Below are 24900 nucleotides of genomic sequence, written 5' to 3' on the forward strand. Positions count from 1 at the left end.
GTCTTATGCTCCTATTCGGCAGCGCGGCTGAGCCGGCCCTGCGCCAGCGCCGAGCATTCGGCCATGGTGGCCGAGGCGCGGGCGATCGGATTGGTGAGATAGAAATCGGCGATGGCGGCGACGAAATCGTCTTTCCACGCCGTCGCCGGCTGCAGCGCCACCGCCTCGAGATCGGCGACATTCGCCGGCGCGATCCGGTCGAGCTTGGCGACATGCGGATGCGCCTCGGCGAGCTTCGCGCGCAATTGCTTCAGCGAGTCGAAAGGCAGAGGCGCGCCGAGCGCGCCGGAGAGCGCGCGCAGAATGGCCCAATCCTCGCGGGCGTCGCCGGGCGGGAAGGTGGCGCGCAGCGCCTCCTGCACGCGGCCTTCGGTGTTCACATAGAGACCGAATTTTTCCGTATAGGCGGCGCCCGGCAGAATGACGTCGGCGCGATGGGCGCCCTTGTCGCCATGCGTGCCGATATAGACGACGAAGGCGCCCGGCTCGATGGCGATCTCATCGGCGCCGAGATTGAAGATCAGCTCGAGCGCGCCGGCCTTGGCCATCTCGCCGGCGTCGAGCCCGCCCTGGCCCGGCGTGAAGCCGAGGTCGAGCGCGCCGACGCGCGCGGCCGCCGTGTGCAGCACGCTGAAGCCGTTCCAGCCCTCGCCGAGCGCGCCATGCTTCTTGGCGATCTGCGCGGCGAGCGCCAGAATGGCGCGGCCGTCGGGCCGCGTCAGCGCGCCCTGGCCGATCAGCACGACGCGCCTCGACGAGCCGGTCGGCGCGCTGTCGAGGAAGCGCGACAGCGAGTCCGGCCCGGCGCCGAGATAATCATAATCATAAGTGAGATCCGCCTTCTCGCCGACGAGCGAGATGGGGAAGTCGCCGCGCAGCCAACGCTTGCGAATGCGCGCATTGAGCACCGGCGCTTCCTTGCGCGGATTGGAGCCGATGATCAGCAGCGAATCGGCGTCATCGATCCCGGCGATGGTCGCATTGAAGAGATAAGAGGCGCGGCCGAAGCGCGGGTCGAGCTTGGTTCCGTCCTGGCGCGCGTCGAGATTGGCGCTGCCGAGTCCTTCGACGAGCAGCTTCAGCGCATAGATTTCCTCGAGCGCGGCGAGATCGCCGACGAGCGCGCCGATTTTTCCTGGCGCCGCCGCCTTGATCTTGGCGGCCACGGTGGCGAGCGCCTCCTGCCAGGAGGCGGCGCGCAGCCGGCCGTTGTCACGAATATAGGGACGGTCGAGACGCTGGACCTTGAGGCCGTCCACGACCTGCCGCGTCTTGTCGGAAATCCACTCCTCGTTCACCGCCTCGTTGACGCGCGGCAGAATGCGGATCACTTCGCGGCCGCGCGCGTCGACGCGGATCGCCGAGCCGAGCGCGTCCTGCACGTCGATCGTCTCGGTCTTCTGATATTCCCACGGGCGGGCGCGGAAATTTTGCGGCTTGGGCAGCAGCGCGCCGACGGGGCAGAGATCGGTCACATTGCCCTGCAGCTCCGAGGTCATCGCGGTCTGCAGATAGGTGGTGATCTCCATATCCTCGCCGCGGCCGATCGCGCCCATGTCGCTGGTGCCGGCGATCTCCGCCGTGAAGCGCACGCAGCGGGTGCAATGAATGCAGCGGTTCATCGCCGTCTTGACCAGCGGGCCGATATATTTGTCCTCGACCGCGCGCTTGTTCTCGGCGTAGCGCGAGCTGTCGCCGCCGAAAGCGAGCGCCTGATCCTGCAGGTCGCACTCGCCACCCTGATCGCAGATCGGACAGTCGAGCGGATGATTGACGAGCAGGAACTCCATCACGCCTTCGCGCGCCTTCTTCACCATCGGGGATTTGGTGAAGACTTGCGGCGGCTCGCCGTTCGGGCCGGGACGCAGATCCTTGACCGACATGGCGCAGGAGGCGGCGGGCTTGGGCGGTCCGCCCTTCACCTCGACGAGGCACATGCGGCAATTGCCGGCGATCGACAGACGCTCATGGAAGCAGAAGCGCGGCACCTCGGCGCCGGCCTCCTCGCAGGCCTGCAGCAGCGTATATTCGGCCGGAACGTCGACCTCGACGTCATCGACGAGAATCTTCGTCATGCAGCTTCGCCCCTCTCTTGCGCGGCGAGCGCGCTCAAATTGCCGAATTCGGCGCGCCCCGCGTCGCTCCGAAGATATCGCTCGACCGCCTCGATCTGCTCTTGAAGCTCTTCAGGAGCGAGCGCCGCCAGCTGTGCGATGAGCTCGTCCGTTCGATGCTGTGCGGTCATTATCTCTACTCCGCCGCCACCTTCACAGGCTCGGGATGCGGATTGGCCGCATAGCGGTCGATGCGCCGCTCGATCTCGCCGCGGAAGTGATTGATGAGGCCCTGGATCGGCCAAGCGGCCGCATCGCCGAGCGCGCAGATCGTATGCCCCTCGATCTGCTTCGACACGTCGAACAGCATGTCGATCTCGCGCTTATGCGCGCGCCCTTCCGCCATGCGGGTGACGACGCGCCACATCCAGCCCGTGCCTTCGCGGCAGGGCGTGCATTGGCCGCAGCTCTCATGCTTGTAGAAATAGGCGAGGCGGGCGATGGCGCGGATGATGTCGGTCGACTTGTCCATCACGATCACGGCCGCCGTGCCGAGGCCGGAGCCGAGCTTGACGAGGCTGTCGAAATCCATCGGACAGTCGATGATCTGATCGGCCGGCACGAGGCGCACCGAGGAGCCGCCGGGGATGACGGCGAGCAGATTGTCGGAGCCGCCACGGACGCCGCCGCAGTGACGGTCGATCAGCTCGCGGAAGGGGATCGACATCGCCTCTTCCACATTGCACGGTCTGTTCACATGGCCGGAGATGGAGAAGAGCTTGGTCCCGGTATTGTTGGGCTTGCCGATGCCGGCGAACCAGCTCGCGCCACGCCGCAGAATGGTCGGCACAACCGCGATCGACTCGACATTGTTGACCGTGGTCGGACAGCCGTAGAGGCCGACATTGGCCGGGAAGGGGGGCTTGAGGCGCGGCATGCCCTTCTTGCCCTCGAGGCTCTCGATCAGCGCCGTCTCCTCGCCGCAGATATAGGCGCCGGCGCCGTGATGCACATAGAGGTCGAAGGGATAGCCGTGGACATTGTCCTTGCCGATGAGCTTCGCCTCATAGGCTTCGTCCACCGCGCGCTGCAGGGCGACGCGCTCGGCGATGAACTCGCCGCGCACATAGATGTAGCAGGCGTGCGCGCCCATCGCGAAGGAGGCGACCAGCGCGCCCTCGACCAGCGTATGCGGGTCGTTGCGCATGATCTCGCGATCCTTGCAGGTGCCGGGCTCCGACTCGTCGGCGTTGATGACGAGATAGGAGGGACGCGCCGGATCGGGCGTCTTGGGCATGAAAGACCATTTGAGGCCGGTGGAGAAGCCGGCGCCGCCGCGTCCGCGCAGCCCCGAATCCTTCACCTCCTGGATGATCTTGTCGCGGCCGAGCTCCAGCAGCGCCTTGGTGTTGTCCCACTGGCCGCGCGAGCGCGCGCCGGCGAGGCCCCGGTCGCCATAGCCGTAGAGGTTCGTGAAGATGCGGTCTTTGTCGGCGAGCATTTCTGGTTCACTCCGCCTGCGCTTTGGCGCCGTCGCCGTAGAGAGAGGTGAGGCTCGTCAATCCGCCCGCCGGCTCCGAGGAGATGCGGCCCGTCTGCGAGCCGGTCTTCACCGGCCGGCCGGCGGCGAGGTCATCGAGCAGCTTCTCGAAGCTCTCGGCCGTCAAATCCTCGTAGTAATCGTCATTGATCTGCACCATCGGCGCATTGCAGCAGGCGCCGAGGCACTCGACCTCGAGCCAGGAGAACAGGCCGTCGGCGGTCACATGCCGCTGCGGTCCCACCCGGCGCTCCAGCACGGCGATGAGATCGTCCGAGCCGCTCAGCATGCAGGGCGTCGTGCCGCAGAGCTGCACGTAGAACCTCCCCACCGGCTCGAGATTGAACATGGTGTAGAAGGTCGCGATCTCGAGCACGCGGATATAGGGCATGCCGAGCGTGTCCGCGACGGTCTCGATCGCCTTCTGCGGCAGCCAGTAATCATTCTGCTTCTGCGCCTGCCACAGAGCGGGCACGACCATGGAGGCCTGACGGCCGTCCGGATATTTGGCGATCTGCTTGTCGAGCCACGCCTTGTTCTCTTGCGTGAACTCGAAGCTGTCCGGCTGCTGCTCGGCGAGACGACGTGTGGTCATTTAGCGATCGACCTCCCCGAAGACGATATCGAGCGAACCGAGGATCGCCGAGACGTCGGCGAGCAGATGGTTCTTGCAGAGAAAATCCATGGCCTGCAGATGCGCGAAGCCGGGCGCCCTGATCTTGCAGCGATAGGGCTTGTCGCCGCCGTCCGAGACCAGATAGACGCCGAACTCGCCCTTGGGCGCCTCGACCGCCGCATAGACCTCGCCCGCCGGCACCTTGAAGCCCTCGGTGTAGAGCTTGAAGTGATGGATGAGCGCCTCCATGGAGCGCTTCATCTCGGAGCGGGGCGGCGAGCTGATCTTGTTGTTGTCGGTCGCCACCGGGCCACGGTTCGTGGCCGTCAGCAATTTGTCGACGCACTGCCGCATGATGTAGGTCGACTGGCGCATCTCCTCCATGCGGATCACCGCGCGGTCGTAGCAGTCGCCGTTCTTGCCGATGGGGATGTCGAACTCCATCTCCTCGTAGCAGTCATAGGGCTGCGACTTGCGCAGGTCCCAGGGCGCGCCGGAGCCGCGCACCATCACGCCGGAGAAGCCGTATTTCCACGCGTCCTCGAGCGAGATGACGCCGATGTCGGCGTTGCGCTGCTTGAAGATGCGGTTGCCGATGAACAGCTCCTCGAGATCGTCGCAGACCTTCAGGAAGGGTTTGCAGAAGGCGCCGATGTCCTCGACCAGCTGGTCGGGCAGATCGCGGGCGACGCCGCCCGGACGGAAGTAATTGGCGTGCATGCGCGCGCCGCTCGCCCGCTCATAGAACACCATGAGCTTCTCGCGCTCCTCATAGCCCCACAGCGGCGGGGTGAGGGCGCCGACGTCCATCGCTTGGGAGGTGACGTTGAGCAGATGCGAGAGGAGACGGCCGATCTCGGCGTAGAGCACGCGGATGAGCTGGCCGCGGCGCGGAACCTCGACGCCGAGCAGGCGCTCGATCCCGAGGCAGAAGGCGTGCTCCTGATTCATCGGCGAGCAATAGTCCAGCCGATCGAAATAAGGCACGTTCTGCAGGAAGGTGCGCGCTTCCATCAGCTTCTCGGTGCCGCGATGCAGGAAGCCGACATGCGGATCGCAGCGCTCGACCACCTCGCCGTCGAGCTCGAGGATCAGTCGCAGCACGCCATGGGCGGCAGGATGCTGGGGCCCGAAGTTGAGGTTGAAATTGCGGAGGCTCTGATCGTTCATCGGGACAGTCCCAGGCGGGGGAGGAGCGAATAGCGAATAGCGAGTAGCGGATCGAGACTTATCTCACGCGTCACTTGCTGGCCTTTTCGTCACCCGGCAAATCATATTGGACTCCCTCCCACGGAGAGAGGAAATCGAACTTGCGGTATTCCTGAGTCAGATTGACCGGCTCGTAGACGACGCGCTTGCGCTCGTCGTCGTAGCGCACCTCGACATAGCCGGTCATCGGAAAATCCTTGCGCAGCGGATGACCGTCGAAGCCATAGTCGGTCATGATGCGGCGAAGATCCGGATGGCCGTCGAAGAGGACGCCGAAGAGATCATAGGTCTCGCGCTCGAACCAGTCGGCGCCGGGATAGAGGCTCGTCAGCGAGGCGACGGGCGTCGCTTCGTCGGTCTGCGTCTTGAGGCGAATGCGCTGATTGCGTCGCGGCGAGAGCAGATGCGTCACCACGTCGAAACGCTGCTCGCGCTCGGGATAATCCGCCGCGGTGATGTCGATGAAGCTGACGAACAGCAGCTCCGGATCGTCGCGCAGCACCCGCGCCACGTCGAGCCAGCGCGCGCGCTCCACCTCCACGGTGAGTTCGCCATAGGCGATCTTCAGGCCGCGCACGGCGCCGGGCAGGGCGGCCGCCACCTTCTCGCCGAGCAGTTCGAGTTCCGCGCTCATGAAAGGCTCACCTCGCTAGAAGAAACCGACGGGCTCGTCGCGCGTCGGTTCGCTTCGTCCTCGTTTTTTTGCGCGCCTCGCGAGAGGCGCGAATCGTCAGCGTTCTATGGTGCCGCTGCGCCGGATTTTCTTCTGCAGCAGCAGCACGCCATAGACGAGCGCCTCGGCCGAAGGCGGGCAGCCGGGAACATAGATGTCCACCGGAATGATGCGGTCGCAGCCGCGCACCACCGAATAGGAATAATGATAGTAGCCGCCGCCATTGGCGCAGGAGCCCATCGAGATGACATAGCGCGGCTCGGGCATCTGGTCGTAGACCTTGCGCAGAGCGGGCGCCATCTTGTTGGTCAGCGTGCCGGCGATGATGATGACGTCCGACTGGCGCGGGCTGGCGCGCGGGGCGAAGCCGAATCGCTCGAGATCGTAGCGCGGCATGGCCGCCTGGATCATCTCGACCGCGCAGCAGGCGAGGCCGAAGGTCATCCACATCAGCGAGCCGGTGCGGGCCCAATTGATGATGTCGTCGGTCGCGGTGACGACGAAGCCCTTGTCGGCGAGCTCGTCATTGAGGCCGAGATAGAAGGGATCGTCGGCGCCGACCGGCTTGCCGGTGCGCGGATCGACGAGGCCCTTGGCGGAGGGCGCGACGAGAGTCGGGCTCTGGCGCGTGATCAATCCCATTCGAGCGCTCCCTTGCGCCATTCATAGACGAAGCCGACGGTCAGCACGCCGAGGAAGAACATCATCGACCAGAAGCCGAAGCTGCCGGCCTCCTTGAAGGCGACCGCCCAGGGGAAGAGAAAGGCGACCTCGAGGTCGAAGACGATGAACAGCAGCGCCACCAGATAGAAGCGCACGTCGAATTTCATGCGCGCGTCGCCGAACGGGTTGAAGCCGCACTCATAGGCGGAGAGCTTCTCCGGGTCCGGCGCCTTGAAGGCGACCAGGAAGGGGAGAACGAGAAGCGCGCCGGAAATGATCGCCGCGAGGGCGATGAAGATCACGAGCGGCAGATATTGTTCGAGAAGGCCTGGCATGGCTGTGTCCGACGTTGGGCGGCGGAAGGCGGCGGTCGTGGCGACGGGGGTCGGGACCCGGGGCGCCGTCCGGCCGCGCGTTCCGTAACAAAGCGTATAGATCAAAGCAAGAGACAAGCTGGTCCGCGCCGAAGGGTTTGCGCCGACTTTCCTTCTTCTTGCCCGCGTCTCGACGAAATTTTGCGCGGGGCGCCCGCAATTCAGGCGGACGCGCTCGCGGCGGCGATCGCCGCCGCCGCCCGCATCTCGTCGAAGCGCCGGGCGCGCCGCTGCAGCGCTTCCTCGTCGGCGCCCCAGGCCTTCATCTGGTGGTTCTCGTCGACATGGGCGGCCGCCCAGGCGGCCTCCAGCTCGATCACGCGCTGGGCCACGGCGAGGGCGATGACGCAGGAGCCGGTCAGCGTCGTCATGGCGTGCAGTGCGGCGAGGCGGAACGGCGCGCCCGCATCGGCGCCGGCATAAGCCTCCACCGCCTGCGCCACAGCCGCCGCGACCTCCGGCGGCTGCGCGACGAACATCACTCCTTCCGTCGCGGCGAGCGGGGCGCGCAGGCGGTCCTTCGCGAAGGCGACGAGCGGGTCCCACGCCTGCGCCTGCGCCTCGGCGAGGCCCGCCGGCTCGCCGGCGCGATAGCTCACGAGATCGGAGCCGGCGTATTTGACGATGTCCGCCGCGACCTCGGCCATTCGCTCGGCGACCCCGTCGATCGCCGAATTAGCGAGCCGCGTCAGTGGCATGGCGGTGGGATCGAGTCTTTCGCCCTGGGCGGCCCATTCGGCCGCCAGCGCGGCGCTCAGCTCCCGCCAGGGCGTCGCCAGCGGGCGGCGGCCCGGCGTCTTCACGGTCTTGCCGTCGAGCAGCACGGCGAAGCCGTCCGCGCTCTCGCCGACGGCGGCGGTCTCGTAGAAGCGCTTCGGCAGCGTGGGGCGCGCGCCTTGCGCGGCGGCGCGCAGCGGATTGCGCTCCTCATCGGCCACGAACAGGCCGTCGCTGAGATTGTCGTTGTCGGCGGCCATGCGGCTCTCCCCTTTGCGGCGGATCGTATTTCCGCGGAACATCAGGTGAAGGATAAAAATCCTCGACCCTCGTCCTGAGGAGCCCGCGAAGCGGGCGTCTCGAAGGACGGCCACTGCCAAATGCCGTGAATTTGGTCCGCGGCCGTCCTTCGAGACGCCGCCTTCGGCGGCTCCTCAGGACGAGGGTAGTAGGTCGATATTCCTTCGGCCCGAAACATATCAAACGTCCGGAGCCGCCAATATGGGGTCCTCGCGCCGCACGTCGAAGCCGAACGCGTCCCAGCTCTTCTGCATATGCGGCGGCAGCGGCGCGGTCACATCGAGCGTCCCGCCCTTGGGATGGGGCAGGATGAGCCGCCGCGCGAGCAGATGCAGCTTGCGCTCCAGGCCTTCGGGCATGGCGCGCATGGGATCGCGACGGCGCACCTCGTCCTCGGGCCTGTGGCCATATTTGGGATCGCCGAAGATCGGGCAGGCGATCGCCTCGGCATGGGCGCGCAACTGGTGGGTGCGGCCGGTGAGCGGCTTCATCGACAACCAGGCGCAGCGCGGCGCCGCCTTCTCGACGATGGCGTAATAGGTGAGCGAGTGCTGCGCGCCTTCGTCGCCATGGCGCGCCACCCGCATTTTTTCGCGCGCGTCGGCGGCCTCCCGGCGCTCCGTCCCCGGGCGCGGCGGGCGGTCGTCGCCCATTCCGGGGCCCTTGGCGAGATAGAGCGAGACGCGGCCCTGCGCCGGCTTGGGCACGCCCTCGACCAGCGCCCAATAGATTTTCTGCGCCTGGCGCGAGCGAAAGATCTCGCCGAGATCGGCGGCGGTGCGGCGGTTCTTGGCGACGAGCAGCACGCCGGAGGTGTCGCGGTCGAGCCGATGCACCAGCACCGGCCGCGCGTCGCCCTTCGCCAGAGACTCGAGCATGCCGTCGAGATGGCGCTTCATGCCCGAGCCGCCCTGCACGGCGAGGCCATAGGGCTTGTTCAGCACCATCAGGCTCGCGTCCTCATAGAGCGTCATCTCGGCGAGCGCGCGCGCGTCCTCGGGCGAGGCGCGCAGAATCGCCGGCGCGGCGGCGGCGCTCTCCAGCTTCAGCGGCGGCACGCGGATTTTCTGGTCCTGCTCCAGCCGCGTCGAGGTGTCGACGCGCTTGCCGTCGACGCGCACCTCGCCCTTGCGGCAGATTTTGGCGAGATGCGAGAGCGCGAGCGCCGGAAAGCGCCGCTTGAACCAGCGGTCGAGCCGCAGGCCCGCCTCGTCCTCCGAGACGATGAGCGTCTGCACCGGCGTCGACTCGATAGGGCGCGGCGTGGTCGCGCTCACGAAATCGCCCTCATGATCGACAGGCCGAGAAACAGCGCCAGAATGGCGAGGCCGACCGAGCCCGTGACATAGAGCCAGGCGGTGACGGCGTCGCCGCGCTCGAGCAGGGTCGCGGCGTCGAGCGAGAAAGCGGAGAAGGTCGTGTAGCCGCCGAGCACCCCGGTCGTCAGGAACAGGCGCAGCCATTGCGGCCAGCCGGGGCCGGATTTGAAGGCGAAATAGCCGGCGGCCAGCCCCATGGCGAAGGATCCGGTCACATTGATGAGGAACACGCCCCAGGGAAATTCGGCGCCGAGCGTGCGGCTGCAGAAAATATTCACATAGTGCCGCAGGACGCCGCCGGCGCCGGCGCCGAGAAAGACGAGAAGGAGAGAGCGCATGGCGCCTTTTAGCGCAAGCGCGCGGCTTCGTCACGCTGGCGGAGAAAGCGTGGACGAACGTGGACTCGTTTCGATTGGCCTCAAATTGGCGCGAGCCGATTCAACGCCGGTTTACTCGCCTGCCTCCATGATAGAGTTCCGATCTCGCCGGGGCGGCGGCCGCAAGCCGCTCGCGCTCGGGATAGAGCATGATCGGATTTGAGTGGAGATCTCGCCGGTCGGCGGGATTGGTTTCGCGCTCCGGCCCATGGCGGCCGGCGTGCGCCGCGCATGTGGAGCGACGGCCGTGCGAAAGTCGTATTTGAGCCCGTGGCGGGGGCCGGAAGGCTCGCCGGACGCCGCCGCCGAGCCGCGTTTCAAGGGCCGTTTTACCGCGCCCGACCGGCGTGACTATTTTTGCCGGGCGATCGACATGTCCGCCGAAGTCGTCGCTCTGCGCAGCGATTATGCGCCGGGCGTCGGCGAGCGCATCGCGCTGCATCTCGATCCCTGGGGCAAATTCCAGGGCGCGGTGATTCGCGTCTTCGCCGGCGGCTTCACCGTCGATCTCGAGGTCGCCGACCGCAATCGCGCCCATGTCGCGATGCAGCTCGCCTGGCTGTCGCGCCGCGCGGCCGGCGAGGCGGCGTTCCGCTTGCATGAGCGGCTGACGCCGCGGCGGCGCTTCACCACCTTCACGGTGCAGGGCGTCACCTTGCCCTGCGAGGTCCTCGATCTCTCGCGCAGCGGCGCCTCGGTGCGCACCCATGTGAAGGTGCCCGACGGCGCCGCGGTGACGCTCGGCCGCAAGACGATCGCCGAGGTCGCCCGCCAGACCGATCAGGGCTTCGCGGTGCGCTTCCGCCGCCTGCTGCCGCTCGAGCGCTTCGATGAAGATATCGAGCTGTGACGGATTGGCGGGCGGTCCTCTCCGCGCATTGAATCCTGCAGCTGTCGCTGGTAAGTGACGGCCGTCTAAAAAGGAGAGATCGGTGCGGTTGGCCCGATCCCCGCGACACAGCGGGTCCTGGCCGTCGCGCCGGCGGCGAGCCCCATGACCTTCAACGCCGGGTAATAGCGCGCCGGTGAGCGAGGGGTCTTGGCATGAGACAGCAAATTTCAGTCGTTACTCTCGGCGTCGCCGATCTCGATCGGTCGCGGCGGTTTTATCGCGACGGCTTCGGATGGTCGCCCGTGTTCGAGAATGAGGAGATCGTCTTCTATCAGATGAACGGCTTCGTTCTGGGACTGTTTCGAACCGCGGCCCTGGAGGCCGATATGAATCGCGCCGGCCTTTCGCATCCTGCGGCTTTCGCTCTCGCTCACAATGTCTCGGCGCGGGACGATGTCGCGCCCTTGATGGAGCGGCTTGCGAAAGCCGGCGGCTCCGTCATTCGTGCCGCGGACGAGCCTCCCCACGGCGGCTTGCGCGGCTATGTCGCCGATCCCGACGACCATGCATGGGAAATCGCCTGGAACCCGGCCTGGCCGATCGACGAGCATGGACATGTGACCTTCGCTGTCTCATGACGTGCCTCGGCCGAGCCGAGGGAATCGAAGAGCCTGAAGGAATCCTCTTGTCTATCGTCATAAGGCGGCTCGGCCGCGCCGACGCCGTCTCGTTCCACGCGCTGCGCCTCGAAGGCTTCCGCCTGCACGAGCGCGAGTTCCGTTTCGCGCCGGAGGACGAGGCCGGCCTCTCGCTCGAGGATGTCGCGGCGCGTCTCGCGCGCGACGCCGTGTTCGGCGCCTGCGACGGCGATGCGCTGGTCGGCGTCGCCGGCCTCGCCTTCTCCGGCGGCGCGAAGACGCGGCACAAGGCGCTGCTCTGGGGCATGTATCTGCGCGCCGCCTATCGCGGCGCCGGCGTCGCCGATCGCCTCATGTCCGCGTTGATGGACGAAGCGCGCGGACGCGCCGAGATGGTGACCTTGACCGTGATCCACGGCAATGCGCGCGCGACGCGCTTCTACGAGCGATGGGGTTTCGTCGCTTATGGCGTCGAGCCGCGCGCGGTGCGGACGTCGGGAGGCGACTATCTCGACGAGGCGATGATGGCGCTGCGTCTCGACGCAAATCCCACGCCCTCATCCTGAGGAGCGCCCGCAGGGCGCGTCTCGAAGGATGTTCCAGAGCGCGCGCGGCGGCCACCCTTCGAGACGCCCGCCGCGCGGGCTCCTCAGGGCGAGGCGATTGGTCGTGGCGCCGAGGCTTTCAAATCAGCTTCTGCCCCTTGAGGCTGGAATGGCCGTTGCGGCCGACGATCAGATGATCATGCACCGCTATGCCGAAAGGCTGGGCGATGGCGATGATGTCGAGCGTCATGCGCACATCGGCGGTCGAGGGCGTCGGATCGCCGGAAGGGTGGTTGTGCGCGAGGATCAGCGCCGTGGAGCCGAGCTCCAGCGCGCGGCGCACCACCTCGCGCGGATAGACCGGCGTATGGTCGACCGTGCCGACGCCCTGCACCTCGTCGGCGATCAGCGCATTGCGCTTGTCGAGGAACAGGATGCGGAATTCTTCGCGCTCGGCGTAGGCCATGGCCGTTCGACAATAGTCCAGCACATCCATGAAAGAGGAGAGCGCCGGCCGCTTCTGCAGGGTTCCGCGCGCGAGGCGCCGCGCCGCCGCCTCGACGAGCTTGATCTCGCAGATTGCCGCCTCGCCGAGCCCCTCGATCTCGCGCAGCCGCTCGGGCCGCGCCGCCGCCACCTCGGAAAAAGAGCCGAAGCGGGCGATCAGCGCCTTGGCGAGCGGCTTGACGTCGCGTCGCGCTATGGCCCGGAACAGCACGAGCTCCAGCAGCTCGTAGTCGGCGAGCGCCGTCTCGCCGGCCTCGAGGAAGCGCTCGCGCAGCCGCTGCCGGTGCCCGTGGAAATGGGGAGCCTCTTCGCGCAGGCCGGCCGCCGCTTTGGCCTTTGGCGCGCCGGGCTCGGTCATGACGCGCTGGCGGACGCCGTCGGATTGTCGAGCCCCGCGGGCGAGGCGGTGAAGATTTCGACGCCGGTCTCGGTGACGCCGAGCGAATGCTCGAATTGCGCCGACAGCGAGCGGTCGCGAGTGACGGCGGTCCAGCCGTCGGCGAGGATCTTCACCTGCGGGCGGCCGAGATTGATCATCGGCTCGATGGTGAAGAACATGCCCGGACGCAGCTCCACGCCCTGGCCGGCGACGCCATAATGCAGGATGTTGGGCTCGTCGTGGAACAGCCGGCCGAGCCCATGGCCGCAGAAGTCGCGCACCACCGAGCAGCGCTCGGCCTCGGCGAAGCGCTGGATGGCGGCGCCGATGTCGCCAGTCGTGGCGCCGGGCTTCACCGCGGCGACGCCGCGCATCAGGCATTCATAAGTGACGTCGATGAGGCGCTGGGCCCGGCGCGGAATTTCGCCGACCGCGAACATGCGGCTCGAATCGCCGTGCCATCCGTCGATGATGAAGGTGACGTCGACATTGACGATGTCCCCCTCGCGCAAGGGCTTGTCGTCGGGCAGGCCGTGGCAGACGACGTGATTGATCGAGGTGCAGATCGACTTGCGAAAGCCGCGATAATCCAAGGGGGCAGGATAGGCGCCGTGGGCGATGGCGAAATCGAAGACGAGATCGTCGAGCGCCTTGGTGGCGACGCCCGGGCGCACATGCGGCGCGAGCATGTCGAGCGCCTCGGCGGCGAATTTGCCGACGCGCCGCATGCCCTCGAAATCCTCGGGTCCATGGAGCTTGATCTGGCCGCTCCGCCGTCCGGAGCCCGCGAGCCGCGACTCGACGAAGGTCATGAATGTCTCTCTGCTTGGCGGTTTCAGGTCGACGTTGCTTATAAGTTAAGCTGCTGACGGCGCAAAGCAAGAAGCTTTCGCGCTTCGCCCGCCGGCGAGCGGCCGACATCCCCCTGTCATGAGCTTGACTTAGTGCCGCGTGGCCGAGCTTCGGCTGCAATCGCGGCCGTGCGTCGGCGCTCGCGTTCTGGGGCCCCGGATCGCCGCCCGAGCGGCGCTCCGGCGCAGGGGGAAATATCGATGCAAGTCAAACATATTGCGATGACGCTCGCGGCGGCTCTGCTCGCCGCCGCTCCGGCGACGGCCGCCGAGACGGCCGCAACGCCGCCCGCCGGCAATCCGGGCAAGACCACGCTCGCCGTGTTCGGCGACTGGCCCTACAACGACAATCTGCTCGGCCGCGCCAATCTGCTGCTCCACTCGGTGAACGCCACTCCCAGCGTGAAGCTCGTGCTGCATGTCGGCGACATTCATGCAGGCGCCCAGCCCTGCACCAGCGCCGGCATTCTGCCGCCGATCCAGACGTCGAATCCCGGCTGGAACCAGCAGATCTACGCCCTGTTCCAGCGGTTCAAGGCGTCGGTCGTCTACACGCCGGGCGACAATGAGTGGACCGATTGCTACAAGCCGAAGGGAGGCGCCGCCGGCCAGCCGCTCAAGGAACTCGACAGCCTTCGCACCCTGTTCTTCGCACGTCCGGGACATACGCTCGGCCTCACCGACAGATATGTCTACAGCCAGGCGCTGTTTGCCGCGGCCGCCTATCCGACCGACGCCCACTATGTCGAGAACATGATGTGGGAGGACGCGAAAACCGTGTTCGCCACCGTCAACATGCCCGGCTCGAACAATGACGGCCTCCCCTGGGGCGTCTTCGAGAACAAGGCGGCGCGCGAGGCCGAGGCGGCGGCCCGCACCGGGGCGGCCATTCGCTGGATTCATGACGCTTTCGAGCTCGCGGCCGAGCACCGCGCGTTCGGCGTGGTGATCGCCCTGCAGGCGGATATGTGGGATCACTTCGCCGCCGCGCCCGGCGGCGACGGTCTCGACCGCTACACGACCTTCGTCAAGGAGCTCGCGCGGATGACCCTGCATTTCCGCAAGCCCGTGCTGCTGATCAATGGCGACTCCCATGTCTACGGCTCGGACCAGCCGCTCGCCGACCCCAACAGCGAGACCGGCAAGATCCACAACACGGTCGCCGTGCCCAATCTGACCCGCATCACGGTTCAGGGCGCGACCAGCAAGCCGGCGGAATGGGTGAAGCTGACGGTCGACCCCGCCGACCCCAAGCTGTTCAGCTGGGTGAATGTGCCTTACTGCATCGACCCGGAAGGGGCCTGCAAATAAACGCGCAAATCTAAAGCGCTTCAAATCGCGGGCGCGCCCCTCGAGGCGCGCCCCTCTTTCACGTGGTCGCGGCCGGGCGGAAGGACTCGGCGCGGGCGCGCCGCCATGCGGCGGAAAAGCGCGCATCGATCTCGCCGGCGAGAAACGAGCCGGGCGCGGGCGCCGGATGGAGATCGGCGAAGCTCGCGGTCTCCTGGGCCGAGACGCGCCGGCAGAAATGTTCCGGCTCGAAGCCGTTCGGATGGTCGAGCCCCGCGGCGGCGGCGAGTTCGGCGAGCGCGATCATCGTCGCGCGATGGAAATTGCGCACGCGCTCGGCCTTGTCGGCGACGACGAGGGCGCGGCCGCGGCTCTTGTCCTGCGTCGCGACGCCGGTCGGACAGCGGTCCGTGTGGCAGGACTGCGACTGGATGCAGCCGAGCGCGAACATGAAGCCGCGCCCGCTGTTGCACCAATCGGCGCCGAGCGCCAGCGCCCGCGCCATGTCGAAGGCGGTGACGATCTGCCCGGCGGCGCCGATGCGGATGCTGTCGCGCAGGCCGACGCCGATCAGCGCATGATGCGCGAAGACGAGGCCCTCGCGCATCGGCATGCCGACATGATCCATGAACTCCATCGGCGCGGAGCCGGTGCCGCCCTCCTTGCCGTCGACGACGATGAAATCGGGCGCGAGCTTAGTCTCGACCATCGCCTTGCAGATGGCGAGAAATTCCGCAGGCTGGCCGAGGCAGAGCTTGAAGCCGACCGGCTTGCCGCCCGAAAGCGCGCGCAGCCGCTCCAGAAATTGCAGCAGCTCGATCGGCGTCGAGAACGCCGAATGCGTCGCCGGCGACACGCAATCCTCGCCCTGCGGCACGCCGCGAATGCGCGCGATCTCCGCCGTGACCTTGGCGCCCGGCAGTACGCCGCCATGGCCGGGCTTGGCGCCCTGGCTCAGCTTCACCTCGATCATCCTGATCTGCTCGTCGGCGGCGACCGCGGCGAATTTTTCCGGATCGAACGCGCCTTTTTCGGTGCGGCAGCCGAAATAGCCGGAGGCGATCTGCCAGACGATGTCGCCGCCCTGCCGGTGATAGGGGCTGAAGCCGCCTTCGCCCGTATCCTGCGCGAAGCCGCCCTTGCGCGCGCCGAGATTGAGCGCCGCGACCGCGTTGGCGCCGAGCGCGCCGAAGCTCATCGCTGATATATTCAGGAGCGATATGTCATAGGGCCGCGCGCAGCGCGCCGCGCCGACGCGCGTGCGAAAATCCTCGCCCGACACCGGCCGCGCCGCGATCGAATGGCGCAGCCATTCATAGCCTTCTTCATAGACGTCGATCTCGGCGCCGAACGGGCGCTTGTCGATAGCCATCTTGGCGCGCTGATAGACGATGGCGCGGCGGTCGCGGCTGAACGGACGGCCGTCGCGATTGCCCTCGAAAAAATATTGCCGCAGCTCGGGGCGGATGGTCTCGAACAGAAAGCGCAGATGGCCGCTGATCGGATAGGCGCGCAGAATGGCGTGCTCCGTCTGCAACAGATCGCGCAGCCCGAGCGCGCAGAGGGAGACGAAGACGAATGTGAGCGGCGTGAACGCGCTGCTCCATTCGCCGCGCGTCGCCGCCGCCGCGACGGCGAAGCCGACGACGCTGAGCGTGAGGATGACGAGGCGGGGCGTGAAGGGAAGGAGGAGGAGACGCCAGGACATGGAGAACGGTCTTTCACCAGTGACAGCGGAGCGCTCGGCGAACGAATCAGACGCAGCCGCCGTCTTCGGCAATGGCGGCGGCGTCGCGCACGCTATGCAGGACGCGCGAGATCACGATCTCCGCTTCTGTCGGAAGATAATAGATCGCATAGCCTCCGCGGAACGCGACGCGGTTCGGTCGAAGGAAATTACACCTGCGCCCCTCGCCCTGAGGAGCCCGCGAAGCGAGCGTCTCGAAGGGCGGCCACGTCCGCCAAGTCGACCTCCGCTGGTCGGTCAGGCGGAGGTCGAGCAGTCGGCTGACAGCCTCCTCCCGCGCGTGATGATCGCCTCGGCGTCGAATTCCTCGACGCGGCCCGCCGCGACATCCGCCAAGCCTTTGTCGATGTCGGACCTCAGCGCATCCAGTTCCTGAAGCTGCGTCGCCCGTTTCGCCGTCCAGTCGCGGAGCGCGGCGCGGACGACGTCGCTCGTGGAGGCATAGTCGCCGTTCTCGACCGCGGATTTGATCGCCGCCGCCATATCGGGCGGCAGGGTGACGGTCAGTCGCTCGATGTCCGCCATGTCGCTGGCTCCTTGTGCGGAGGTCGAAATATATCACACTCCGCCGAGTTTGCGACTTTAGGTCATTCCTCGCTGGTCATTCCTGCCGGCGACGGTGGAGCTCCGACCTTCCAGAGAGAGACGGCGGCAGTCTCGCCGCGCGCGCTCCCTTTTCCCGCTCTGCGCGCGCGAGTGGGAGAAAGACACGCGCTGTTGCCGCCGCCCCCCAATGTTGAAACTGGCGCAATTATCCATATTGTATCATCGATGCCGGAGGCTCGCCTCTTGCCCCGCACCATCATCAGCGTGAGCGACGCTGAAAAGGATTGGCTGATCCGCCTCGCCGAGGCGGAGCGTGTGCCCATGACGGAGATCGTCCGCCGCGCCTTGGCGCTGTACCGTCAAAGCGGAGAGCGTCCGAGCTTCGACGAGCTGCTCGAGCGCAGCCGTGGACTCTGGCGGGAGGGAGACGGTCTCGCCTATCAGCGCCGACTCCGCGCTGACTGGGAGGAGAGGTGACGAGCCTGCTTCTCGACTCGGTCATCGTCATCGACCATTTCTCGAGGCCTCGTCGCGCGCTCGGCCGCCCGATCGCGCACCTTGACGTGGACCACCTCGTTCGCGGTGGCGTAGTCTCCATCCTCGAGACCGTGGATTTGATCGCGGCGGCCATATCGGACGGCAGGATGACGGTCAGTCGCTCGCTGTCCGCCATGCCGAGGGCTCCTTGTGCGAGGTGACTATATATTACACTCCGCGGAGACGGGGACGAAGCTTGTGGCCCAGCGAAGCCAGGATCTCATGCGCCTCTTGCGAGTATACCCTCGACGCAGTCGACCAATTGCACGGCGATTTCGATCGCCTGCTCCGCCTCGGAAAGGCTCACACCGCCACCGTCGCCGATGGCGTAATCCGCCGTCGCTTTGAGATTGTAAGCGCGAGCCAGAAAGGTAGGAAAGCTCGGGTCGATGTTCGGATCATTCTTGGCGAGGCGGGCGAATTCGCTGCGCACGCCATTATGGCTCTTCGCTGTCTTGCTGGTTCGCTCGAATATGAGCGCTTGCGCCGCATGGAATGCGGCCAGATAGGCGGCGCGCCCGGCGGCCTCCGGCAGCTCGTTGGCCGCGACGATCCGCGCCTCCTTCAAAGCCTGCCGCGCCTTGGCGAGATAGGCGGACGTTTCCGGCTGCATCACAGGTCGAGCCCCTCGCGCCGCACCTCATGCATCAGCGGCGTTCGGGCGTCATAGGCGGCGGCGGCGAAGGGAAGGGCGTTGATGACGGCCCCGGTGTCATAGAGGATGGCGGTCTCGATCTCTGCGAGCCGACCGCTCTCCGTCCAGAAGCTGTCGGGCTGCTCGAGGAAAACGGCGATGTCGTAATCCGAATCCGGCCGCGCGTCGCCGCGCGCCCGCGAGCCGAACAAGACGGCGCGCTTTAGCCGATCGCCGTAGAGAACGGCGAGTGCGGCGCGGAAGCGCGCGAGGATCGGGTCGGGAAGGGCTTGGATCGCCATGGGTAGAGCTTCCATCTTCGAGTTCGAACTCACACGGAAATGTGTGTCGAGCATCCGACGTGGAGAAGACGGGTCCTCGTCATGGCTTCTCGATCATCAAAGTGGAGCGTCACAAACACTCCATCGTCACTCCGCAAATTTCGCACGTCAGCCTTGACCCATGCTGCACCAGTGAAAAATTCGCGCAGCTTTGACAAGCTGTTCCGACATGAACGATACGACAATCCTTCAGCCGCGTCATTCTATGATCGGCGTAATCTTCGGGAAAGTCGAATTTGAGGCACAAATCCGTCGTGCTCTTGCATGAGCGGGCTAGGTGGTCAGGTGCTATGAATTGCTCTGCGAACCAATTCGCTTGGGGTTCAGCGCGCTCCTCTTCCGGCCATGCCCTTAGATGCATTGTTTCGTCATCAGAAAAAGCTTGGCGGAAGTAACCATGCAGAAAAATGTGGCCGAGTTCATGGGCCAGAATGAACCGCGACTTTGGCTCACCAAGCCGCGCGTCTTGCCAAATTTCGTGATGAACGTGGAGCGTCAATCGGGGTTTGTAGGACACCCAAGCGAGATCGGGCTCTTCGTGCTTAAAGATATCGAGATGAAGGACGCCCAACTTTCCGATCGTTCTCCCAACAAGGAATTCTACCTGCCTCGTAATATCGAATTTGGAATAAGCGTCGATCCCGAGCCACTGACGAAGCTTGTGAGCTTCGTCAGCGACTGTTTCGTAACGCCGATACCTAACTTTGCAATCCGTCGCCATAAAGGAAGGCCTCAACCCGATCTTCTCACGAGCACCCCGTGGTCGCCCCACAGGTCTCGCACTTCAGGCACGTCCCATTGCGCACCAGCGTGAAATTCGCGCATTCCGGACAGGCCTCGCCGACATAGCCCTTCATCCGCGCTTCGGCGCGCTTCTCCGCGGCGCTGTCCACATGCTTGGTCGGCGCGGTCCAGCCGAGCTGCGACAGCGGCTCCGCTTCCTCGGCCGGCGCGCTCTCGCGCAGCGCCGTCGCGCCGCCGCGCACCAGCATCAGCCGATCGGTCTTCGAGCGCAAAAGGCCCTTCGATACGACCGACGACGCATTCTCCGGCGCCTTGCCCTCATGCTCGCCCTTGCCGAGCACGTCATGGCCGATGTCGTCCGGCGACACATGGGCGAGATCGTTGCGGCCGAGATAGGAGACGGCCAGTTCGCGGAACACATAGTCGATGATCGAGGTCGCGTTCTTGATCGCGTCATTGCCCTGCACCGGCCCCGCCGGCTCGAAGCGGGTGAAGGTGAAGGCGTCGACATATTCCTCGAGCGGCACGCCATATTGCAGGCCGAGCGAGATGGCGATGGCGAAATTATTCATCAGGCTGCGGAAGGCGGCGCCCTCCTTGTGCATGTCGACGAAGATTTCTCCGAGGCGCCCGTCGGCGTATTCGCCCGTGCGCAGATACACCTTGTGCCCGCCGACGGCGGCCTTCTGCGTATAGCCCTTGCGGCGATCGGGCAGTTTTTCACGCTCGCGCACCACATGATGCACGACGCGCTCGACGATGCGCTCGGCCACCGCCGCCGCGCGCGCGGGCGCATTGGCGGCGACGATCTCGTCGGCGATCTCCTCGGCCTCGTCCTCGGCGTCCGCGACGAGATGAGTCGAGAGCGGCTGCGACAGCTTGGAGCCGTCGCGATACAGCGCATTGGCCTTCAGCGCGAGGCGCCAGGAGAGCAGATAGGCCGCCTCGCAATCCTCGATCGAGGCGTCATTGGGCATGTTGATGGTCTTGGAGATCGCACCCGAGATGAAGGGCTGCGCCGCCGCCATCATGCGAATGTGGCTCTCCACCGAGAGATAGCGCTTGCCGAGCCGTCCGCACGGATTGGCGCAGTCGAACACCGGATAATGCTCGGGGGAAAGATGCGGCGCGCCTTCGAGCGTCATGGCGCCGCAGATGTGGATATTGGCCGCCTCGATCTCCTGGCGAGAAAATCCGAGATGCGTCAGCAGGTCGAAGCTCGCATCCTCCAGCGAGCTCGCCGGAACCTTCAGCGCCGAGACGAGGAAGTCGGGACCGAGCGTCCATTTGTTGAACACGAATTTGATGTCGAAGGCGGCGAGCAGGGCCTTCTCCACCGTCTCGATCTTCTCCTCGGTGAAGCCGCGCGCGCGCAGCGACGTCGTGTTGATCGCCGGCGCGTTGGACAGCGACGCATGGCCGACGGCATAGGCCTCGATCTCGGCGATCTGCGCCTCGCGATAGCCGAGCGCGCGCAGCGCCTCCGGCACGGCGCGGTTGACGATCTTCAGATAGCCGCCGCCGGCGAGCTTCTTGAATTTCACCAGCGCGAAATCGGGCTCGATGCCGGTGGTGTCGCAATCCATCACGAGGCCGATGGTGCCGGTCGGCGCGACGACGGACACTTGCGCATTGCGATAGCCATATTGCTCGCCGAGCGACAGCGCCTCGTCCCAGGCGCGCATGGCGCGGCCGATGAGCGCCTGCTCGGGGCAGGCGGCGTGATCGAGCGGCACGGGCGCCGTCGACAGCGCTTCATAGCCGGCGCGCTGTCCATGCGCGGCGCGGCGATGATTGCGGATGACGCGCAGCATGGCCTCGCGATTTTGCGCGAAGCAGTCGAAGGCGCCGCGCTCCTTGGCCATTTCCGCGGATGTGCGATAGGCGACGCCGGTCATGATCGCCGACAGCGCGCCGCAGAGCGCGCGGCCGGCGTCGCTGTCATAAGCGATGCCGCAGGACATCAGGAGGCCGCCGACATTGGCGTAGCCGAGGCCGAGCGTGCGATAGTCGTAAGAGAGCTGCGCGATCTCGCGCGAGGGGAACTGCGCCATCAGCACGGAAATTTCCAGCACGATGGTCCACAGCCGCGCGGCGTGCTCATAGGAATCGACATCGATGCGCTTGGTCTCGCCGTCGCGGAACTGCAGCAGGTTCAGCGAGGCGAGATTGCAGGCGGTGTCGTCCAAAAACATATATTCCGAGCACGGGTTCGACGCACGAATGGGGCCGCCTGCCGGGCAGGTGTGCCAGTCGTTGATCGTCGTGTGGAACTGAATGCCCGGATCGGCCGAGGCCCAGGCGGCGTAGCCGATCTTCTCCCACAATTCGCGCGCCTTCAGCGTCTTCGACACCTTGCCGTCGAGGCGGCGCGTCAGGCTCCAATCGCCGTCGCTCTCCACCGCCTTCAAAAACTCGTCGGAGACGCGCACGGTGTTGTTGGAGTTCTGGCCGGAGACGGTGAGATAGGCCTCGCTGTCCCAATCCGTGTCATAGGTGTCGAAGGAAATGTCCTTATAGCCCTGACGCGCGAATTGAATGACGCGCTTGATGGAGTTCTCCGGAACCTCGGCGCGGCGCGCGGCGCGGATCTCGCGCTTCAGCGCCGGATTCTTCTCGGGGTCGAAGCAGTCGAACGCCGGCCCCTCGCAATTGACGCAGGCGCGCATCACCGCCTTGAGATGCTTCTTCACGATCTTGGAGCCGGCGACGAGCGAGGCGACCTTCTCCTCCTCCTTCACCTTCCATTCGATGAAGGCTTCGATATCGGGATGGTCGACGTCGACCACCACCATCTTGGCCGCGCGTCGTGTGGTGCCGCCGGATTTGATGGCGCCGGCGGCGCGGTCGCCGATCTTCAGGAAGGACATGAGGCCGGAGGAGGAGCCGCCGCCCGAGAGCTTCTCCTTCTCGCCGCGCAGCCGCGAGAAATTGGAGCCGGTGCCGGAGCCATATTTGAACAGCCGCGCCTCGCGCACCCACAGATCCATGATGCCGCCATCGTTGACGAGATCGTCCTCGACCGACTGGATGAAGCAGGCGTGCGGCTGCGGATGCTCGTAAGCGGTCTTGGACTTGGTCAGCTTGCCGGTGTGAAAATCGACATAGAAATGGCCCTGGCTGGGCCCGTCGATGCCATAGGCCCAATGGAGGCCGGTGTTGAACCATTGCGGCGAGTTGGGCGCGGCCATCTGGCGCGCCAGCATGTAGCGCAATTCGTCCTGAAAGGCGGAGGCGTCCTCCTCCGTGTCGAAATAGCCGCCCTTCCAGCCCCAATAGGCCCAGGCCCCGGCGAGCCGGTCGAACACCTGCCGCGCCGAGGTCTCGGAGCTGTTGCGCTGATCCTTGGGCAGGGCCGCGAGCGCCTCCGAATCGGGCGCCGAGCGCCACAGGAAGCTCGGGACCTCATGCTCCTCGACGCGCTTCAGCTTCGCCGGCACGCCGGCCTTGCGGAAATATTTCTGCGCCAGCACGTCGATCGCCACCTGGCTCCAATCGGCGGGCGCGTCGATATCGTCGAGCTGGAACACCACCGAGCCGTCGGGATTGCGAATCTCGCTGCGCGCGGCGCGAAATTCGATGTCCGCATAGGGCGACTGTCCGGCTCTCGTGTAGCGTCGCTCGATCTTCATCGTCTCGAAGTCCTCGGGATGGGCGCGCGCAGCCGCGCGCTCGGCCGCGCAATAGCGGCCGCGCCGTTTGGATGATGGGGTGGAACTCTACGTTCTGAGGAAACGCAGGCACGCCGGCCGGTCGCGAGCGGGGGAGCGCCTGCGCGACGGGCCGCAGCGAAGGCGATCGAGCAGCCGAACGCCCCCCGCGAGGGGCGTGAATGCCGGCCACGTCGATAAACCGCCGCTGTGTCATTGATTGACCCGCCGAGAGTGCGTCACTCTGTGAAGGACGTCAAGACGCTAACAACATATAGTGTGCCTAATTAACAATCAGACAATATGTTGCAAAATCCAGTGGATTATGGGGAGAAGCGGACGTGGGCTCGGCCACGGGGCTCGACGCCGCCGGGAGATTCGGCCTGCGCCCCGAATCGGGCGCCATTCACCTCTCGTTCACCATGTGCGCTCGCGCACGGCCGTCGGCGTGCGAGCGGCGCATGCTGCAAATGTCGAGACCACTTCTGGCGACGCAATCGATATTGAAAAAAGGAATGGCGACGATGACCGATTCTCCCCAAAGCCTCTTCTCCACGGCCCGCAACGCCACCTTTCCGCTCACTCTCCTCGCGGCGGTCGCCTCTGCCGGCGTCTTCGCCTGCGCCAATCCGGACGTCGTGGCGATGCTGCTCAGCCGCGTCCAGACGGTGGAAGTCGGCGATGTGAAGATCGCGCTCGGCGATCAGGCGTTCAAGATCAATTCGGATCTGCAGGTCAAGCAGCTCGGCCTGGAGGTCCAATCGAAGCTGACGCGGCTCGCCGCCGATCTCGGCCCGCGGGAGGTGGATCGTCTGCTGCACCTGCCCGAGCTCGACCGGAAGGCGCAAGGCGATCTCTATGTGCATTGCGAGTTCGAGCGCTCCACCGCCAACATGCGCTATTTCTCGGCCGTCGATCACGGGCTCGCCGAAAGGGCGCTGGTCGCCATCGTCCCGCGCGCCGATCTCGCCGGGAAGCGCGAGACGCCCGATTTCGGGCGGGCGCTCGGCTGCTATCAGATGGAGCTGACCGAGGACGGCGCCGATGTGAAATCGCTGATCGTCTCGGAGCTGTCGCGGGTCTTCCACGGCGGCTTCGAGGGAGATTTCCAGAAAGCCGCGCCGAAGCGCGAGAACGCGAAGACCGCCGCCGCCCGCGCCGAGACAGGCGAGCGTCTCGCCGTGCGGTGAGGGGGGCGCCATCCACACCGTCAGCTGATCTGCGTCACTGAAAATGAAACATGTCTGCGCCCCCCAGCCCTCCCTCGCTTCGCGACGCGAAGCGAGGGCTTCCGGCCTTCAATTCGGATGACGCAGGCCATTCGGTCGCGCTGTCGAGGTGAGCGCAGGAAGCCGTCATGGCCGGGCTCGTCCCGGCCATCCACGCCAAGCCGCGGAGACATCTGGGAAAAGCGCCTAGGATCTGCGGATTTCGCATTTCGTGGCAAGGCGCGGAACCGGTCGCCGCAACGGCGACGTCGCGTCTGAAATTGCGAGAAACCTCGGCGTTGCGGCGTGGATGGCCGGGACGAGCCCACGGCTGTCCGGTTCAAGATAGGCATAGTATTATCTCGTATTGGCGTGGGTCCGGCTTGTTATTCGGCGTCGGCGCGCGCATGTCGACGACGCTCTTGCGATGCATGAGGTTGGCTTTCACGAGTCTTGCGAGGTCGAGGAATCCGCGGCTATTCTTTTCGATGCTTTGCACGAGGCGCAGCAGCAAATGCGCGATGAGCGCGGTCGCGAGCTGGATGCGCACCGCGTTCTGCGAGCGGCCCACCAGCCGCTTGATGCGAAGCGTCTGCTTCATCAAGCGAA

At 65.9% G+C, this 24900-nt stretch carries 25 protein-coding genes and 1 pseudogene; 6 read left to right on the plus strand and 20 right to left on the minus strand.

Annotated features, from left to right (window positions below; all coding sequences use genetic code 11):
• Positions 1-11 precede the first annotated feature (11 nt).
• The 11 genes from nuoG to crcB form a co-directional block, all read right to left on the minus strand.
• Positions 12-2075: an NADH-quinone oxidoreductase subunit NuoG gene (nuoG, locus tag K3F48_RS05660; RefSeq protein WP_222574446.1), complete on the minus strand. Its 2064-nt coding sequence runs from the start codon at positions 2073-2075 to the stop codon at positions 12-14.
• Positions 2072-2245 (minus strand): hypothetical protein, encoded by a 174-nt coding sequence (locus tag K3F48_RS05665; RefSeq protein WP_222574447.1) that lies wholly within the window; start codon positions 2243-2245, stop codon positions 2072-2074. The genes nuoG and K3F48_RS05665 overlap by 4 nt, the downstream gene beginning before the upstream one ends.
• A gap of 5 nt (positions 2246-2250) precedes the next feature.
• On the minus strand, positions 2251-3555 hold the full coding sequence (gene nuoF, locus K3F48_RS05670) for an NADH-quinone oxidoreductase subunit NuoF (RefSeq protein WP_222574448.1): 1305 nt from the start codon (positions 3553-3555) through the stop codon (positions 2251-2253).
• A 7-nt stretch (positions 3556-3562) separates the two neighbouring features.
• Positions 3563-4189: an NADH-quinone oxidoreductase subunit NuoE gene (gene nuoE / locus K3F48_RS05675; protein WP_222574449.1), complete on the minus strand. Its 627-nt coding sequence runs from the start codon at positions 4187-4189 to the stop codon at positions 3563-3565.
• A complete protein-coding gene (locus K3F48_RS05680; protein ID WP_222574450.1) occupies positions 4190-5380 on the minus strand; it encodes an NADH-quinone oxidoreductase subunit D in 1191 nt (396 codons plus the stop codon). It lies immediately after the preceding gene.
• Between the two features lie 70 nt (positions 5381-5450).
• On the minus strand, positions 5451-6053 hold the full coding sequence (locus K3F48_RS05685) for an NADH-quinone oxidoreductase subunit C (protein ID WP_222574451.1): 603 nt from the start codon (positions 6051-6053) through the stop codon (positions 5451-5453).
• A gap of 96 nt (positions 6054-6149) precedes the next feature.
• Positions 6150-6734: an NADH-quinone oxidoreductase subunit B family protein gene (locus K3F48_RS05690; protein ID WP_003608838.1), complete on the minus strand. Its 585-nt coding sequence runs from the start codon at positions 6732-6734 to the stop codon at positions 6150-6152.
• Positions 6725-7090, minus strand: a complete 366-nt coding sequence (locus K3F48_RS05695; RefSeq protein ID WP_222574452.1) for an NADH-quinone oxidoreductase subunit A — start codon at positions 7088-7090, stop codon at positions 6725-6727. The genes K3F48_RS05690 and K3F48_RS05695 overlap by 10 nt, the downstream gene beginning before the upstream one ends.
• Positions 7091-7290: 200 nt before the next feature.
• Complete coding sequence (locus K3F48_RS05700; RefSeq protein ID WP_222574453.1) at positions 7291-8106, minus strand: ATP12 family chaperone protein; 816 nt, start codon at positions 8104-8106, stop codon at positions 7291-7293.
• A 219-nt stretch (positions 8107-8325) separates the two neighbouring features.
• Complete coding sequence (locus K3F48_RS05705) at positions 8326-9423, minus strand: RluA family pseudouridine synthase (RefSeq protein ID WP_222574454.1); 1098 nt, start codon at positions 9421-9423, stop codon at positions 8326-8328.
• Positions 9420-9803, minus strand: a complete 384-nt coding sequence (gene crcB, locus K3F48_RS05710) for a fluoride efflux transporter CrcB (protein ID WP_222574455.1) — start codon at positions 9801-9803, stop codon at positions 9420-9422. Before crcB ends, K3F48_RS05705 begins: the two co-directional genes overlap by 4 nt.
• 286 nt (positions 9804-10089) lie before the next feature.
• On the opposite strand from crcB, the gene K3F48_RS05715 reads away from it, so the two are divergent.
• The 3 genes from K3F48_RS05715 (at position 10090) to K3F48_RS05725 (ending at position 11878) form a co-directional block, all read left to right on the plus strand.
• A complete protein-coding gene (locus K3F48_RS05715; protein WP_370631361.1) occupies positions 10090-10692 on the plus strand; it encodes a pilus assembly protein PilZ in 603 nt (200 codons plus the stop codon).
• Between the two features lie 194 nt (positions 10693-10886).
• Positions 10887-11312 (plus strand): VOC family protein, encoded by a 426-nt coding sequence (locus K3F48_RS05720; RefSeq protein WP_222574456.1) that lies wholly within the window; start codon positions 10887-10889, stop codon positions 11310-11312.
• Between the two features lie 47 nt (positions 11313-11359).
• Positions 11360-11878, plus strand: a complete 519-nt coding sequence (locus tag K3F48_RS05725) for a GNAT family N-acetyltransferase (RefSeq protein ID WP_255608369.1) — start codon at positions 11360-11362, stop codon at positions 11876-11878.
• 118 nt (positions 11879-11996) lie between these two features.
• Here K3F48_RS05725 and radC read toward each other — a convergent pair whose 3' ends face one another.
• Both radC and map read right to left on the minus strand, forming a co-directional pair.
• Positions 11997-12722, minus strand: a complete 726-nt coding sequence (radC, locus tag K3F48_RS05730) for a DNA repair protein RadC (protein ID WP_222574458.1) — start codon at positions 12720-12722, stop codon at positions 11997-11999.
• A complete protein-coding gene (gene map, locus K3F48_RS05735) occupies positions 12719-13555 on the minus strand; it encodes a type I methionyl aminopeptidase (RefSeq protein WP_222574459.1) in 837 nt (278 codons plus the stop codon). Before map ends, radC begins: the two co-directional genes overlap by 4 nt.
• 240 nt (positions 13556-13795) lie before the next feature.
• Here map and K3F48_RS05740 point away from each other — a divergent pair, with 240 nt between their 5' ends.
• The gene (locus K3F48_RS05740; RefSeq protein ID WP_222574460.1) at positions 13796-14905 is read left to right on the plus strand and encodes a hypothetical protein; all 1110 of its coding nucleotides are present in this window, start codon (positions 13796-13798) and stop codon (positions 14903-14905) included.
• Positions 14906-14963: 58 nt separating this feature from the next.
• Here the strand turns inward: K3F48_RS05740 and K3F48_RS05745 are convergent, their stop codons facing one another.
• Both K3F48_RS05745 and K3F48_RS05750 read right to left on the minus strand, forming a co-directional pair.
• Positions 14964-16592 carry an FMN-binding glutamate synthase family protein gene (locus K3F48_RS05745; RefSeq protein WP_222574461.1) on the minus strand — a complete coding sequence of 543 codons (1629 nt, stop codon included), beginning with the start codon at positions 16590-16592 and terminating at the stop codon, positions 14964-14966.
• Positions 16593-16868: 276 nt separating this feature from the next.
• Positions 16869-17156, minus strand: a complete 288-nt coding sequence (locus K3F48_RS05750) for a type II toxin-antitoxin system ParD family antitoxin (RefSeq protein ID WP_222574462.1) — start codon at positions 17154-17156, stop codon at positions 16869-16871.
• A 264-nt stretch (positions 17157-17420) separates the two neighbouring features.
• Here K3F48_RS05750 and K3F48_RS05755 point away from each other — a divergent pair, with 264 nt between their 5' ends.
• Positions 17421-17654: a ribbon-helix-helix protein, CopG family gene (locus K3F48_RS05755; RefSeq protein ID WP_222574463.1), complete on the plus strand. Its 234-nt coding sequence runs from the start codon at positions 17421-17423 to the stop codon at positions 17652-17654.
• A gap of 280 nt (positions 17655-17934) precedes the next feature.
• Here K3F48_RS05755 and K3F48_RS05760 read toward each other — a convergent pair whose 3' ends face one another.
• From K3F48_RS05760 to K3F48_RS05775, 4 genes are all read right to left on the minus strand, one after another.
• Positions 17935-18327 (minus strand): HEPN domain-containing protein, encoded by a 393-nt coding sequence (locus K3F48_RS05760; RefSeq protein ID WP_222574464.1) that lies wholly within the window; start codon positions 18325-18327, stop codon positions 17935-17937.
• Positions 18327-18650 carry a nucleotidyltransferase domain-containing protein gene (locus K3F48_RS05765; RefSeq protein ID WP_222574465.1) on the minus strand — a complete coding sequence of 108 codons (324 nt, stop codon included), beginning with the start codon at positions 18648-18650 and terminating at the stop codon, positions 18327-18329. Before K3F48_RS05765 ends, K3F48_RS05760 begins: the two co-directional genes overlap by 1 nt.
• A gap of 109 nt (positions 18651-18759) precedes the next feature.
• Positions 18760-19260, minus strand: a complete 501-nt coding sequence (locus tag K3F48_RS05770) for an ImmA/IrrE family metallo-endopeptidase (RefSeq protein ID WP_222574466.1) — start codon at positions 19258-19260, stop codon at positions 18760-18762.
• 175 nt (positions 19261-19435) lie between these two features.
• The gene (locus K3F48_RS05775; protein WP_222574467.1) at positions 19436-23065 is read right to left on the minus strand and encodes a vitamin B12-dependent ribonucleotide reductase; all 3630 of its coding nucleotides are present in this window, start codon (positions 23063-23065) and stop codon (positions 19436-19438) included.
• Between the two features lie 542 nt (positions 23066-23607).
• Here K3F48_RS05775 and K3F48_RS05780 point away from each other — a divergent pair.
• Positions 23608-24273, plus strand: a complete 666-nt coding sequence (locus K3F48_RS05780; RefSeq protein ID WP_222574468.1) for a hypothetical protein — start codon at positions 23608-23610, stop codon at positions 24271-24273.
• Positions 24274-24631: 358 nt separating this feature from the next.
• On the opposite strand, the pseudogene K3F48_RS05785 reads toward K3F48_RS05780, so the two are convergent.
• A pseudogene (locus tag K3F48_RS05785) lies at positions 24632-24900 on the minus strand (IS4 family transposase); the annotation flags it as partial.

Origin of the sequence: Methylosinus sp. Sm6, assembly GCF_019802345.1 — a bacterium.
GTDB lineage: Bacteria > Pseudomonadota > Alphaproteobacteria > Rhizobiales > Beijerinckiaceae > Methylosinus.